Origin of the sequence: Noviherbaspirillum aerium (assembly GCF_008929045.1) — a bacterium.
In the GTDB taxonomy this organism is placed as follows: Bacteria; Pseudomonadota; Gammaproteobacteria; order Burkholderiales; family Burkholderiaceae_D; genus Noviherbaspirillum; species Noviherbaspirillum aerium.
Window position 1 is genome coordinate 1 of record NZ_VFAH01000023.1, and the last position, 13,194, is coordinate 13,194.

General features: G+C 60.4%; 14 protein-coding genes and 1 pseudogene. 12 read left to right on the forward strand and 3 right to left on the reverse strand.

Going from position 1 to position 13,194, the window contains the following annotated elements:
- Positions 1–591, forward strand: a pseudogene (gene eno, locus FH061_RS23715) (phosphopyruvate hydratase); the annotation flags it as partial.
- A 106-nt stretch (positions 592–697) separates the two neighbouring features.
- On the forward strand, positions 698–1,021 hold the full coding sequence (gene ftsB, locus FH061_RS23720) for a cell division protein FtsB (RefSeq protein WP_151638315.1): 324 nt from the start codon (positions 698–700) through the stop codon (positions 1,019–1,021).
- Between the two features lie 144 nt (positions 1,022–1,165).
- Here ftsB and hslO read toward each other — a convergent pair whose 3' ends face one another.
- Together hslO and FH061_RS23730 are read right to left on the reverse strand one after the other, a co-directional pair.
- A complete protein-coding gene (gene hslO / locus FH061_RS23725; protein ID WP_151638316.1) occupies positions 1,166–2,089 on the reverse strand; it encodes an Hsp33 family molecular chaperone HslO in 924 nt (307 codons plus the stop codon).
- Positions 2,089–2,613, reverse strand: a complete 525-nt coding sequence (locus FH061_RS23730; protein WP_151638317.1) for a gamma carbonic anhydrase family protein — start codon at positions 2,611–2,613, stop codon at positions 2,089–2,091. Before FH061_RS23730 ends, hslO begins: the two co-directional genes overlap by 1 nt.
- A 54-nt stretch (positions 2,614–2,667) precedes the next feature.
- Here FH061_RS23730 and FH061_RS23735 point away from each other — a divergent pair, with 54 nt between their 5' ends.
- The 3 genes from FH061_RS23735 (at position 2,668) to FH061_RS23745 (ending at position 5,191) form a co-directional block, all read left to right on the forward strand.
- A complete protein-coding gene (locus FH061_RS23735) occupies positions 2,668–3,495 on the forward strand; it encodes a ferritin-like domain-containing protein (protein ID WP_151638318.1) in 828 nt (275 codons plus the stop codon).
- Between the two features lie 134 nt (positions 3,496–3,629).
- A complete protein-coding gene (locus FH061_RS23740; protein ID WP_225984840.1) occupies positions 3,630–3,968 on the forward strand; it encodes a hypothetical protein in 339 nt (112 codons plus the stop codon).
- Positions 3,969–4,165: 197 nt separating this feature from the next.
- Entirely contained in the window at positions 4,166–5,191 is a 1,026-nt protein-coding gene (locus FH061_RS23745) for a patatin-like phospholipase family protein (RefSeq protein ID WP_151638319.1), read from the forward strand.
- 46 nt (positions 5,192–5,237) lie between these two features.
- On the opposite strand, the gene FH061_RS23750 is transcribed toward FH061_RS23745, so the two are convergent.
- Positions 5,238–6,917, reverse strand: a complete 1,680-nt coding sequence (locus FH061_RS23750) for an acyl-CoA synthetase (protein WP_151638320.1) — start codon at positions 6,915–6,917, stop codon at positions 5,238–5,240.
- 112 nt (positions 6,918–7,029) lie between these two features.
- Between FH061_RS23750 and FH061_RS23755 the strand changes: the two genes are divergently transcribed.
- From FH061_RS23755 to FH061_RS23785, 7 genes are all read left to right on the forward strand, one after another.
- Positions 7,030–7,908: an alpha/beta fold hydrolase gene (locus FH061_RS23755; protein ID WP_151638321.1), complete on the forward strand. Its 879-nt coding sequence runs from the start codon at positions 7,030–7,032 to the stop codon at positions 7,906–7,908.
- A 119-nt stretch (positions 7,909–8,027) separates the two neighbouring features.
- The gene (locus FH061_RS23760) at positions 8,028–8,867 is read left to right on the forward strand and encodes a 3',5'-nucleoside bisphosphate phosphatase (RefSeq protein ID WP_151638322.1); all 840 of its coding nucleotides are present in this window, start codon (positions 8,028–8,030) and stop codon (positions 8,865–8,867) included.
- Positions 8,868–9,005: 138 nt separating this feature from the next.
- Positions 9,006–9,887, forward strand: a complete 882-nt coding sequence (htpX, locus tag FH061_RS23765) for a protease HtpX (protein ID WP_151638323.1) — start codon at positions 9,006–9,008, stop codon at positions 9,885–9,887.
- Between the two features lie 47 nt (positions 9,888–9,934).
- Positions 9,935–10,558, forward strand: a complete 624-nt coding sequence (locus tag FH061_RS23770; protein WP_151638324.1) for an L-threonylcarbamoyladenylate synthase — start codon at positions 9,935–9,937, stop codon at positions 10,556–10,558.
- Positions 10,559–10,640: 82 nt separating this feature from the next.
- A complete protein-coding gene (locus FH061_RS23775; RefSeq protein WP_151638325.1) occupies positions 10,641–11,297 on the forward strand; it encodes a site-2 protease family protein in 657 nt (218 codons plus the stop codon).
- A 10-nt stretch (positions 11,298–11,307) separates the two neighbouring features.
- Positions 11,308–12,516: a tryptophan--tRNA ligase gene (locus tag FH061_RS23780; protein WP_151638326.1), complete on the forward strand. Its 1,209-nt coding sequence runs from the start codon at positions 11,308–11,310 to the stop codon at positions 12,514–12,516.
- A gap of 28 nt (positions 12,517–12,544) precedes the next feature.
- The gene (locus FH061_RS23785) at positions 12,545–13,132 is read left to right on the forward strand and encodes a class I SAM-dependent methyltransferase (protein ID WP_225984841.1); all 588 of its coding nucleotides are present in this window, start codon (positions 12,545–12,547) and stop codon (positions 13,130–13,132) included.
- Positions 13,133–13,194: the final 62 nt, after the last annotated feature.

The following is a 13,194-nucleotide window of genomic DNA, read 5'->3' on the forward strand; positions in this document are numbered from 1 at the left end:
GAGCCGGGCACGCAGATCGCGCTGGGCCTGGACTGCGCCGCCTCCGAGTTCTACAAGGATGGCAAGTACCAGCTGCACGGCGAAGGCCTGTCGCTGTCATCGGCCGACTTCACCAACCTGCTGGCGACCTGGTGCGACAAGTACCCGATCATCTCGATCGAAGACGGCATGGCCGAAAACGACTGGGAAGGCTGGGCGACGCTGACCAACGCGCTGGGCAAGAAGGTGCAGCTGGTGGGCGACGACCTGTTCGTCACCAACACCCGCATCCTGCGCGAAGGCATCCAGAAGAACATCGCCAACTCGATCCTGATCAAGATCAACCAGATCGGCACGCTGACCGAGACGTTCGCCGCCATCGAGATGGCCAAGCGCGCAGGCTACACCGCCGTGATCTCGCACCGTTCGGGCGAGACTGAGGATGCAACGATCGCCGACATCGCGGTGGGCACCAATGCGCTGCAGATCAAGACCGGTTCGATGTCGCGTTCCGACCGCATGGCCAAGTACAACCAGCTGCTGCGCATCGAGGAAGACCTCGGCGACATCGCCAGCTATCCGGGTCGTGGCGCTTTCTATAACCTGCGTTGATAAATCAACCAGCAACGTAGCGGCCAAGCAGCATCTGCCCGGCGTCGCAGCAAAAAATTGGGGGCTCGGGCCCCCAATTTTTCAAGTACGCCACTAGAATGTCGGCATGCGTCTAATTACCCTCAGCCTTGTTGCCTTGTTATTCCTGATCCAGTTGCCTTTATGGCTGGGGAAGGGGGGCTGGCTGCGCGTCTGGGACCTCGACAAGCAGGTAGTCGCCGCGCAGAAGAAGAACGACGAGCTCAAAGCGCGCAATGCCAAGCTCAATTCCGAGGTTCAGGACCTGCGTGACGGTACCGGTGCGGTCGAAGAGCGCGCACGTTACGAACTGGGCATGATCCGCGACGGTGAAATCTTCGTTCAGATCCTTGAGCCGAACGGACAAGCGCCCCTCACGGCCCCCGATCCCAAACTGCAGAAGTCCGATTAATTTCCCTTGATCCGCAGTACCCGTCCGCAATCCGGGGCGCTTGCACCGGATCATGCGCGATTCCGTATTTCCGCCTGCAGCCCCTGGCGGATATCGGGCATGGCACCATCATGCTGCAATGGTGCGGTATCCCGTCAACATGGATCAATGCCGTACGCTGCCGGCAGGCTGGATGGCATCGCTGGTATGCTCGGTTGCAAACAGCTGCGCGCAATCGACCTTGTCGAACTCGTAATGCTGGCCGCAGAAATCGCAATTGATGGCCAGCTTGCCCAGGTCGGCGAGGGCTGAGTCGATTTCCTGCTTGCCCAGCATTTTCAGCATGTTGCCCACCTTTTCACGATTGCAGCTGCAATGAAAGCTGGGATGCCGCGGTTCGAATACCCGGATCGTCTCCTCCCAGAACAATCGCCGCATCAGCGTGGCGATATCGGTCGTCAGCATTTCCTCGCGTTTCAGCGTCGAAGCCAAAATCACGGTGTGGTTCCAGGCTTCGGTGGCGTCCATTCCGGTTCCGGTGCCGCCTTCTCCCGGCAGTTTCTGCAGCAGCAGTCCGCGCGAGACCTGCTGGTCGGCGGCAAGCCATAGCTTCGTATCAAGCTGCTCGGAGCGCAGCATGTAGTTTTCGATGACAACCGCCACCGAATCGCCATCGAGGGGCACGATGCCCTGGTAGGGCTGCTGGCCTGGAAGCTTGTCCTTCGGGTCGAGGGTAATGACGAATCGCCCCTGATCATGCGCGTTGACCAGTTCCTTCAGGCCGGCATCGTCCGCGATGCTGACATCGTCGGCAAGCTTGGCGGTGGCGCGGATCTGGAGGTCGGAGTCGCATTCGACGACCAGCAGGCGCACCGGCCCGTCGCCATGCATCTGCATCACGAGCATGCCGTTGAATTTCAGATTCGCCGACAGCAGCGCGGCGGCGGCCATCAGCTCCCCGAGCAGGGTGCTGACCGCAGGCGGATACGCCTTGCGCGCAAGTACCTGGCGCCATGCATCGGAAATTTCAACCAGCTCTCCGCGCACCGAGGCGTTCTCAAAAATAAATCGCTGCAAGTTATCCATCATTAACCGATTCTCTTTAATTCTTTCTTGAAAAGCTGACCGCGCTTGACGTAATTGCCGGTGTTTTTCTGCAAACGGGCAATGTCTTCCTCGGTCAAGGTACGAGCCACCTTGGCAGGGGAGCCGATGATCAGGGAATTGTCCGGGAATTCCTTCCCTTCCGTAACGAGCGCGCCGGCGCCCACGAGGCAATTCTTGCCGATCTTCGCGCCATTGAGTACGACCGCCTGGATGCCAATCAGCGAGCCCTCGCCGATCGTGCAGCCATGGAGCATTGCCTGGTGGCCGACAGTGACGTTTTTTCCCACGGTAAGCAGATAGCCCGGATCAGTGTGGAGTATGCAGCCTTCCTGCACGTTACTGTTCTCTCCGACCGTGATCAGTTCATTGTCGCCGCGTATCGTGACGTCGAACCAGACGCTCGCATTCGCTTCGATCTTCACTTTGCCGATTACGTTCGCTGTCTCGGCGATATAGGACGATGGATCAATCTGCGGGACGTGTTCGCCCAGTTGGTAGATGGCCATGGAATTTTCGTAGAATGTGGGGTTTGGTCGAGTCGACATTTTAACGCTGCTTGCATGAACTCATCATCCACCCCGAATCCTGTCGTCCCGAGCGATTTGCGGCGCGCCGCGCTGTATTGGCTGCAGGAAACGGATGCGCACCGGAAAGCTGAAGGTGTCAAGCAACTTGCGCAGGCATGGGCGGAAGGACAAATGGTGCTCGACGTACAGAGTCAGCTCCAGCCGGCCGGCAGCATCCCAGGACGGCCGGCGCTTCCCGAGCTTGTCGCTCCATTGGCGGTGAAGCACCGCTCGATGCGCACGTCAGAGGGGCGTTCGGCCCTCGTCCATGCGCTTGCCCACATCGAATTCAATGCCATCAATCTCGCGCTCGATGCCATCTGGCGTTTTCCCGGCATGCCCGCGAATTACTATGCCGACTGGCTGAAGGTGGCCGCCGAAGAGGCCTTGCACTTTGCGCTGCTGGCCGCGCACCTTGCCACGCTCGGCTATGCCTACGGAGACTTTTCCGCCCACAACAGCCTGTGGGATATGGCGGAAAAAACCGGCGGCGACGTGCTTGCGCGCATGGCGCTCGTGCCGAGAACACTGGAGGCGCGCGGCCTCGACGCGTCGCCTGCAGTGCGTGCGAAGCTTGCCCAGGCCGGCGACGAAGCGGCGGCTTCCATACTGGACATCATTCTGCGCGACGAAATCGGCCATGTCGCCATCGGCAACAGCTGGTATGCCTGGCTATGCAGGCAGCGAGGCCTCGATCCCATTGCCGCCTATGCCGATCTCGCGCTCCAGTACAAGGCGCCGCCACTGCGCGGACCGTTCAACCTTGAAGCCCGCAAGGCAGCCGGCTTCACCGAGGCGGAACTTGCCGCGTTGCGATCCTGACTGGCTCTTTCCCTGCTTCAGCATCTCAATTAGCTGTTGAACAGCTTCAGTGCGTCATATCAACATGGGAAACTAAGCCCTTGCCAGACAGTCTCTAGGCATGAAAGGTCGCTGGTGGACACAAGAAGAAAGCCTTGCTGAAAGGCATCAGAAGAACCCATCCATGCCAGACCGTGCGTATCGAGTTATCCCGTTCACTTTCCACTAGGGAGTCTGTCATGTTGTTTCGATCCAACCCCATGCGCGCCGCGCTTGTCGCCGTCTTGTTGCTCACGGGATTATCCGCTTGCGAGAAACAGGAAACCGCTGCCGAAGGAAAAGGGCCTGCGGAGAGAGCCGGTCAACACATCGACCAGGCCGCGAAGCGTGCCGGCGAAGAGTTGAACAAGGTCGCCGAAAAAGCTGGCAAGGGCTTGCAGGAAGCGGGCGCCAAGCTGGAAGACAAGGCGCAGGAAGCTCAGAAAAAGGAATAGTGCCTTCCTTGCGTTTCATGCGTTGACTAAGTTTCGTTTGCGATGCCGCCATGCCGGCAAAGCACGGCGCTTTATCGCCGAAGCGTCGTTCGTTCTCCCTCGGACCCGCCTTCGCCAATGCCGGTGAACGGCCGCCCGAATCTGCACCATCCGCGCAAGCTGTCGCATCCGCGCTCAAAACCATAACGGCTGTACTCATGCACAAGAAAACCATTACCCTCGGCTTGCAGGGCGGCGGCGCCCATGGCGCGTTTACCTGGGGAGTGCTCGACCGCCTGCTGGAAGAGGAAGCAATCGACATTGAAGGCATCAGCGGAGCCAGCGCCGGTGCCATGAACGCCGTGGTCATGGCCCATGGGCTGACAGTCGGCGGACGAGAGGGCGCCCGGCAGGCGCTGAAGGATTTCTGGGATAGTATCAGTCTGCGCTTGCCGTTCAGCATCATGCCGGATCATCCTGTGCATGCAAGCGACCTGGCCGCCCATTCGGAACTGCCGGCCAGCCTGCGGCCGTTGCTGGCACTGCCGCGTTATTTCTCGCCCTACCAGCTCAATCCTTTCGATATCAATCCGCTGCGCGAGGTGCTGCTGCGCCAGGTTGACTTCGAGCGCTTGCGTGCCGACTGCCCGCTGCGCCTTTTCATCGCCACCACCCAGGTCAGCACAGGCACGCTGAAGCTGTTCCGCAACAAGCAGCTGACCGTCGATGTGCTGCTGGCCTCCGCCTGCCTGCCGCTTCTTCACCATGCCATCGAAATTCATGGCGAGGTCTACTGGGACGGCGGGCTCACCTCCAATCCGCCGCTTTTTCCCCTGATAAGCAAATGTGCCGCGCGAGACATGATGGTCGTTCTTCTCAATCCCGAGCCGACGCTCAAGGTGCCCAAGACAGCCGGAGAAATCTTGCATCGGCTGACCGAGATGGGTTTCAGTTCCAGCTTCTTCACCGAACTGCAGGCATTGACGCTGGCGCAGCGAGAAGCGCGGCGCGGGTGGCTCGCCTTCGGCAGGATCGAGCGCCGGCTGCGCCAGCTCAACCTGCATGTGATCGAATCGCAGCAGCTGATGGGGCAGCTCGGCAAGCACAGCAAGATGAATGTGAAACCGGCCTTCCTGCTCGGGCTGTATGAAGAGGGACGGGCGCGCGCTTCCCGCTGGCTCGCATCGAATGCCCAGGCGCTCGGCACGCGTTCCTCGTTCCGCCTGTCAAAGCTGTTTGCATAGACCGAGCTGAGGATGGTCCGCCGCCGGTACACGGTCCGCGTCCGCTTCAATCCGCCGCGGTTCTTTCCTGCTCAAGCTGACGCAGCACGCGGCGCTGCACCTTGCCCGTGGTTGTCATAGGCAAGGCGTCGATGAATTCGATTTCCTTCGGATATTCATAGGGAGCAAGCTTGCCGCGCACATGCTTCTGCAGTTCCGCAATCAGCTGCGTGTCGCTTTCCGGCGCGCGCGGCGTGTCCGGCGTCAGCACGACGAAGGCCTTGACGATATTGCCCCTTTCCTTGTCGGGCTTGGGCACGACCGCGACATTGGCTACCGCCGGGTGCTTGACCAGGCAGTTTTCGATTTCCGAAGGACCGATGCGGTAGCCGGCCGCCTTGAACATGTCATCGGCACGGCCCTGGTACCAGAGATAACCGTCCTCGTCGATGGAGGCAAGATCGCCGGTGCGGCACCAGTCGCCGCTGTACTTGTTGCGGGTCGCTTCGGGATTCTTCCAGTAGCCGAGGAAGAAAATCGGGTCGGGATCGCCGTGGATATCTGTGCGGTTGAGGGCGACCTCGCCGGTGTCTCCGGCTTTCACCGGATTGCCGTCGTCATCGATCACGGCAACGCGATGTCCGGGATACGGCCGTCCCATGCTGCCCGGCTTGGCCGGCCAGCGCTGGGCGCTGTTGCCGACGATGTAGTTCATTTCCGTCTGTCCGAACATCTCGTTCGGCGTCACTCCCAGCGCGGATTCGCACCAGTTGAAGACCGCATCCCCCACCGCTTCTCCGGCGCTCATGATCGCCCGCAGCTTGAGCGAGAATTGCCGGCGCGGCTCCGGAAACGCCTTCATCATCATCTTCAGCGCGGTAGGGAAAAGGAAGGTGTTGGTGACACCGTATTTCTGCAGCAGCATGAATGCCGTTTCGGCGGAAAACCTGCCGCGGTAACCGACAATGGGCATGCCGAAGTACAGCGTCGGCAGCAGGGCGTCCATCAGGCCGCCCGTCCACGCCCAGTCGGCGGGCGACCAGAAGACGTCGCCTGGCTGGGGAAACCAGTTTTGCGAAGCGACGAAACCGGTCAGGTTGCCGATGATGGCGGAGTGAGGAATCAGAGCGCCCTTGGGCGCGCCGGTGGTGCCGCTGGTGTAGATCAGCACCGCGGGATCGCTCGCCGCCGTGACCACGGGTTCGAAGGCGTCGCTGGCTTCCGCCAGTTCGGCACTCCATTCCAGGATGTCCGTCGCCGCGCAGTCGACGCCGATGACATGCCTGAGCGCCGGACAATTCACCCGTGCTTCGGCAAGGTTCTGCAACCCCGCATGGTCAACGATCGCGACTGCCGCGTCGCTGTGCTGCAGACGATATTCCAGCGCTTCCGGGCCGAACAGGATGGAAAGCGGCATGGCGATGGCGCCAAGGCGGTAACAGGCCATGTGGACCACCGCGGTTTCCGGTCGCTGGGGCAGAACGATGGCAACGCAGTCACCCTTGCCAATGCCAAGCGTGCGCAACCGGTTCGCCAGCCGGTTGGCCTGAAGATGCAGCTGCCGATACGTCAGGGTGGCGGTGTTTCCGGACTCATCCTCGTAATGAATGGCAATGCGCGCCTCATCATCGGCCCAGCGCGTGCAGCACAGCTCCGCAATGTTCAGCTGCTCTGGCACATGCCAGCGGAATTGCGTGTAAAGCTCGTTATAAAGATCAATCCGCGCCTGGTGTTGTGATTGAGCCATGGGGTCTCCAGTATAATTATTCAAATATCGAACGATCGTGCTATTAGTGCCATACTGACACGCTATTATGCCTCCAACAGCCGTATTTCAAATTGACGCCGGTGCATCCACCATGAAAACTTCCCGTTCCGAATTCATTCCCGTCCGCGGTCTTCAATACCATGTCAGACATTGGGGTGACGAAGATGCGCCCAAGCTCTTCATGGTGCATGGCTGGATGGACGTATCGGCCTCGTTCCAGTTCGTCGTCGACTGCCTGAAGCAACGCTGGCATGTCATCGCGCCGGACTGGCGCGGATTCGGGCCGACCAGGGCGCCGGGCGCGGACTGCTACTGGTTTCCGGATTACATGGCCGACCTCGATGCCATCCTTGCCCATTATTCGCCCGATCAGCCGGTCGACCTGCTCGGCCACAGCATGGGCGGCAATGTCGTGATGCTGTATGCGGGCGTGAGGCCGGCACGCATACGCAAGCTGATCAATCTCGAAGGCTTCGGTTTGCCGTCCACCAAACCGGAACAGGCGCCCGGCCGCTATGCGGCATGGCTCGACGAATTGCGCAATCCGCCGCGCATGCGCGCCTACTCGTCGCGCGCCGAAGTGGCCGCCCGCCTCCAGAAAACCAATGCCCGGCTGAGCGACGAACGCGCCGAATTTCTGTCGAAGCACTGGGCGGAGCAGAACGAAGGCGGCCAATGGGAAATCCTTGGCGACCCGGCCCACAAACTGGTCAGCCCGATTCTGTACCGTGTCGAGGAAGTCCTTGCCTGCTGGCAGGCCATTTCCGCGCCGGTGCTGTGGGTGGAAGCGGCCGATACCGAAGCATGGCGGTGGATGGGGCCAAAGGAGACCGCGCGCCTGGAAATCGACCGCCGCATCGGATTCATTCCCCGGGTAACGACAGCCATGATCGAGGACGCCGGCCATATGCTGCATCACGACCAGCCCGAGGAGCTCGCCGGCCTGATCGAAGGCTTCTTGCAAGCGTAACAGCCCAATCCGCATGTCTTCTGCGTTTTGTCGGCGCAGCGACAGGGCGCTTCGGCGTACAATGAAATCAGTTCATTGCCTTTTTCATCCTGTCTTTCACTGCCTTTTTAATGATTCCCATGCTTAACGTCGATCTGCATTGCCATTCCAACGTTTCTGACGGTGCCCTGCGTCCGGCGGAGGTGGCCGCGCGGGCGCACGCGAATGGCGTCGATGTCTGGGCCTTGACGGATCATGACGAAATCGACGGCATTCCGGAAGCAAGGGAGGCGGCCCATGCCCTCGGCATGCGTTACGTCACCGGCGTGGAAATTTCGGTCACCTGGGCGTCGCAGACGATTCACATCGTCGGGCTGCAGTTCGACGAAAACAACGAGGATCTCAAGCAAGGTCTGATCCGTACCCGTTCCGGCCGTGAGAACCGCGCGCGCGAAATGGCCGAACAGCTGGCGCAGGTCGGCATACCCAACGCCTTCGAAGGTGCGCTCAAGCATGTCGGCAATCCCGATCTGATTTCACGTACGCACTTCGCCCGCTACATCATCGAGCTCGGCATCTGCAAGGATGTCAGCGAAGTGTTCAGCAACTACCTGATCGAAGGCAAGCCGGGCTATGTGCCGCATCGATGGGCGACGCTCAAGGATGCCGTCAGCTGGATCCGCGGCGCCGGCGGCATTGCCGTTGTCGCTCACCCCGGGCGGTACGACCTGGGCGACGTCGGGCTCGATGCCTTCCTCGGCGAATTCAAGCGCTACGGCGGCGCGGGCATGGAGGTCGTGACGGGCAGCCATACGCCCGAAGAATTCGGCCAGTATGCAACCGTGGCCCGCCAGTACGGCTTGCTGGCATCGCGCGGTTCGGATTTCCATGCTCCCGGCGAGTCCCATACCGAACTGGGGGGGCTACCCCACCTGCCTTCCTCCCTGACTCCGGTATGGCATGACTGGCGTCTGGGGTGATCCGGGCCTCAACGTTCCAGTGTCTCCGGCGCGATTCCTTTCTTCGGGCATGATGCTGTAATAACTTGTGGCATCATGTCGCCTCTTGATTTTGGACGGCAGGTACCTATCTAGTTCCCGTCTTCTGGAGGCACCCTAATGAAAAGAATATTCCTGTTCATCGCAACCAACCTGGCCGTTATGCTCGTGATGTCGGTCGTGTTGTCCCTGCTCGGCGTGAACCGCTACCTGACCAGCAATGGCCTGAACCTGGGCAGCCTGATGGCGTATTCCCTGGTGGTCGGCTTCACCGGCGCCATCATCTCGCTGCTGATGAGCAAGCCCATGGCGAAATGGTCTACCGGCGCGCATGTGATCGACGCTCCTTCCTCCTCGACGGAGCTGTGGCTGGTCGATACCGTCAAGCGTCTTTCCGACCGTGCCGGCATCGCCATGCCGGAAGTGGCGATCTACGAGGGTGAGCCCAATGCATTCGCGACCGGCGCCTTCAAGAATTCCGCGCTGGTGGCCGTGTCGACCGGTTTGCTGGAAAGCATGACCAAGGATGAAGTCGAAGCCGTTCTCGGACACGAAATCGCACACGTTGCCAATGGCGACATGGTGACCCTGACGCTGATTCAGGGTGTCGTGAATACTTTTGTCGTATTCCTGGCGCGGGTGGTCGGCTATCTGATCGACAAGGCCGTATTCCGCAACAATGACGACCGCGGCCCAGGCATCGGCTACATGGTCACGGTATTTGTCTGCGAAATCCTGTTCGGCATTCTCGCCTCGATCATCGTCGCCTGGTTCTCGCGCTATCGGGAATTTCGTGCCGATGCCGGTTCGGCAAAGCTGCTCGGCACGCCGCAGCCCATGGTCAAGGCCCTTGCCCGCCTCGGCGGTCTCGAGAGCGCGGACAGCCTGCCGCAGAATTTCCGCTCGTTCGGCATCAATGGCGGCGGCTCCGGTTTTGCGGCGCTGTTTTCCAGCCATCCGCCCATTGAGCAGCGCATCGCCGCGTTACGCAACGTACAGTAATCCTCTTAATTTCAGTTACGGCGGTCCCTAGGCCGCCGTTGTTTTTCATGAGCCAATTTTTTCAAATTCATCCCGAGAATCCTCAGCTCCGCCTGATTAAGCAGGCGGTACAGATCATCAACAGCGGCGGCATCGTGGCGCTGCCCACCGATTCCTGCTACGCGCTGGTCTGTCAGCTCGACAACAAGGGGGCCGTCGACCGTTTGCGCAGAATTCGCGGCGTTGATGACAAGCATCACCTGACCCTGCTGTGCCGCGACCTGAGTGAAATTGCGCTCTATGCCCGGGTCGACAACCGCCAGTACCGGATGCTCAAGTCGGCAACGCCCGGACCCTTTACCGTCATTCTCGAGGCAACCAAGGAAGTGCCCCGGCGCCTCAGCCATCCCTCCCGCAAGACCATCGGATTGCGTGTGCCGGAGAACGTGATCGCTCATGCAGTTCTGGAGGAATTGGGCCAGCCGCTGCTCGGCACAACGCTGATCCTGCCCGATGACGACGACCCGTTGACCGATCCGGAAGAGGTGCGCGATCGCCTCGAGCGCCAGATCGAGCTGGTGATCGATGGCGGCGCCTGCAGTCTCGAACCCACCACGGTGATCGATCTGACCGACGACGAGCCGGCTTTGATTCGCCAGGGCAGGGGAGATGCGGCCGTCTTCGGCTTGTAATCCCGCCTTTGCCGCATCCCGATGGCGGCGGCGGAGGGCCGTTCTTTCCGGGCTTCATCGACCCCTCTGTTAAAATCCCCCCATGGAAGATCTCATTCAGACAATTGCCGTATATGCATTGCCGGTGCTGTTCGCCATCACGCTGCATGAAGCCGCGCATGCCTACGCCGCCCGATATTTGGGTGATTCGACTGCCTACATGCAGGGACGGATGAGCCTGAACCCGGTGCGGCACATCGATCCCTTCGGCACCATCGTCATTCCCATCCTACTGTACGTAGGCACCTCCGGCAGTTTTCTGTTCGGCTATGCCAAGCCGGTACCGGTGGAATACGGCAACCTGCGCAAGCCCAAGCGCGACATGGCATGGGTGGCGCTTGCTGGCCCATCCGCCAATTTCCTCATGGCCTTCCTGTGGATGGTCTTTGCCATCGTCCTCACGGTGGCGGGCGTCAGCGAGGAGTTCTTCATGCGCATGGCGCGTGCCGGCATCCTGACCAATCTGGTCATGTTTGCATTCAACCTGTTTCCCATTCCTCCGCTTGACGGCGGCAGGGTGCTTACCAGTCTTTTGCCGAACAGGTATGCTTACAGGTTCGCGCAGATCGAGCCGTACGGCTTCTTCATCGTGATGGGCCTTGTCCTGCTCAAGATCCTGCATTTCTGGATGGTGCCGGTGATGACCGCGGCCCATTCGCTGCTGCAGCTGATCATTACTCCCCTTAAATTCTTTCTCTAAGCTGAACACTATGTATCCCGACCGCGTTGTTTCCGGCATGCGTCCGACTGGGGCGATGCACCTTGGCCATTATCACGGTGCCCTCAAGAACTGGGTCAAGATGCAATCCGAATTGCCTTGCCTGTTCTTTGTCGCCGACTGGCATGCGCTGACAACCCATTACGACGATCCGAGCATTATTGAAACCAGTACCTGGGACATGGTCATCGACTGGCTGGCAGCGGGAGTCGACCCGGCGCAGGCCACCCTGTTCATCCAGTCGAAGGTTCCTGAACACGCCGAACTGCATCTGCTGCTGTCGATGGCAACGCCGCTGGGCTGGCTCGAACGCGTCCCGACCTACAAGGATCAGCAGGAAAAGCTGGCGGACCGCGATCTGGCGACTTACGGATTCCTCGGCTACCCGCTGCTGCAGGCGGCGGACGTGCTGATCTACCGTGCCAGCCTGGTACCGGTAGGCGAGGACCAGGTGCCCCACATTGAAATGATGCGCGAGCTGGCCCGCCGCTTCAATCATCTCTACGGCAAGGAAAAGGGTTTCGAGGAAAAGGCCCAGGACGCCATCAAGAAGCTCGGCAGCAAGCGGGCGCGCATCTACACCGAATTGCGCACCGACTACCAGCAGCAGGGCAACGCCGACGCGCTGGAACAGGCCAAGGCCATGCTCGAGGAAGCGCAGAACCTGTCGATGATCGATCGCGAGCGGCTGTTCGGCTATCTAGAGGGCAGCCGCAAGCTGATCCTGGTCGAGCCGCAGGCTCGCCTGACCGAAGATTCCCGTCTTCCCGGACTGGATGGTCAGAAAATGTCCAAGAGCTACGGCAATTCGATCACCCTGCGCGAGGACAAGGAGTCGGTCACCAAGAAGATTCGCACCATGCCGACCGATCCCGCGCGCGTACGCCGGACCGATCCCGGCGAGCCGGAGAAATGCCCAGTATGGCAGCTGCACAAGGTCTACTCGGATGAGGAGACCAAGGACTGGGTGCTCAAGGGCTGCCGTTCCGCCGGCATCGGCTGCCTCGAGTGCAAGCAACCTGTGGTCGACGGCGTACTCAAGGAGCAGGAACCCATGCGCGAGCGCGCGCAGAAGTACCTTGATGATCCTTCTCTGGTCCGCGCCATCGTGGCGGATGGCTGCGACAAGGCCCGCAAGCTTGCGCAGGAAACCATGCGCGATGTGCGCGAGGCAATGGGATTGGGATACAACACGCTTTGAATGCGTGCTGACCGTCTATCAACGCGCCATGATGACATCGCATCTACCGCTGGCAGAAGCTTCCGCATGGATCAGGCGATTCGCGCCGCTGATCCCCGAGGGCGAGATACTCGACCTTGCCTGCGGAAGCGGCCGGCATGCGCGTTTCCTGGCGAAGGAAGGACATCCGGTTCTGGCAGTGGACAAGGATCCAGACGCGCTGTCCGGCGCGGCGGGGGCATGCATCACCACTTTGCAGATGGATCTGGAGGCGCACGCGGCAGACGAGCAACCGCAATGGCCGTTCGAAGCAGACCGCTTTGCCGGCATCGTGGTCACCAATTACCTGCATCGCCCGCTGCTGCCTTTCCTGTTTGCCAGTCTTGCGCCTTCAGGGCTGCTGCTGTACGAGACCTTTGCATCTGGAAATGAACATTTTGGCAAGCCTTCCAATCCCGCCTTCCTGCTTCAGCCCGGCGAATTGCTCCGGTTCGCAATGCGCTTCGCCGACCAGGGCGCGCGCGTCGTAGCCTACGAGGACGGATATGCGGAAACCCCGAAGCCCGCCATGGTCCAGCGGCTGTGCCTGATAAAGGGCAATGCCGCCTGCGGGCCGAAAGGACTACGGCTCTTTTGAATTGGCTGCTCCGGGAGATTGACCACACGAGCAGGCTATCCGCTACAATCAACCCTTTCTAT

What these genes read in the sequence shown, in the direction of transcription:
- FH061_RS23730 (WP_151638317.1), bottom strand. Translation starts at nt 2,613, where the DNA reads ATGGCCATCTACCAACTGGGCGAACACGTCCCGCAGATTGATCCATCG.
- htpX (WP_151638323.1), top strand. Translation starts at nt 9,006, where the DNA reads ATGAAAAGAATATTCCTGTTCATCGCAACCAACCTGGCCGTTATGCTC.
- FH061_RS23780 (WP_151638326.1), top strand. Translation starts at nt 11,308, where the DNA reads ATGTATCCCGACCGCGTTGTTTCCGGCATGCGTCCGACTGGGGCGATG.
- FH061_RS23745 (WP_151638319.1), top strand. Translation starts at nt 4,166, where the DNA reads ATGCACAAGAAAACCATTACCCTCGGCTTGCAGGGCGGCGGCGCCCAT.
- FH061_RS23775 (WP_151638325.1), top strand. Translation starts at nt 10,641, where the DNA reads ATGGAAGATCTCATTCAGACAATTGCCGTATATGCATTGCCGGTGCTG.
- FH061_RS23770 (WP_151638324.1), top strand. Translation starts at nt 9,935, where the DNA reads ATGAGCCAATTTTTTCAAATTCATCCCGAGAATCCTCAGCTCCGCCTG.
- FH061_RS23755 (WP_151638321.1), top strand. Translation starts at nt 7,030, where the DNA reads ATGAAAACTTCCCGTTCCGAATTCATTCCCGTCCGCGGTCTTCAATAC.
- FH061_RS23750 (WP_151638320.1), bottom strand. Translation starts at nt 6,917, where the DNA reads ATGGCTCAATCACAACACCAGGCGCGGATTGATCTTTATAACGAGCTT.
- hslO (WP_151638316.1), bottom strand. Translation starts at nt 2,089, where the DNA reads ATGATGGATAACTTGCAGCGATTTATTTTTGAGAACGCCTCGGTGCGC.
- ftsB (WP_151638315.1), top strand. Translation starts at nt 698, where the DNA reads ATGCGTCTAATTACCCTCAGCCTTGTTGCCTTGTTATTCCTGATCCAG.
- FH061_RS23785 (WP_225984841.1), top strand. Translation starts at nt 12,545, where the DNA reads ATGATGACATCGCATCTACCGCTGGCAGAAGCTTCCGCATGGATCAGG.
- FH061_RS23735 (WP_151638318.1), top strand. Translation starts at nt 2,668, where the DNA reads ATGAACTCATCATCCACCCCGAATCCTGTCGTCCCGAGCGATTTGCGG.
- FH061_RS23760 (WP_151638322.1), top strand. Translation starts at nt 8,028, where the DNA reads ATGCTTAACGTCGATCTGCATTGCCATTCCAACGTTTCTGACGGTGCC.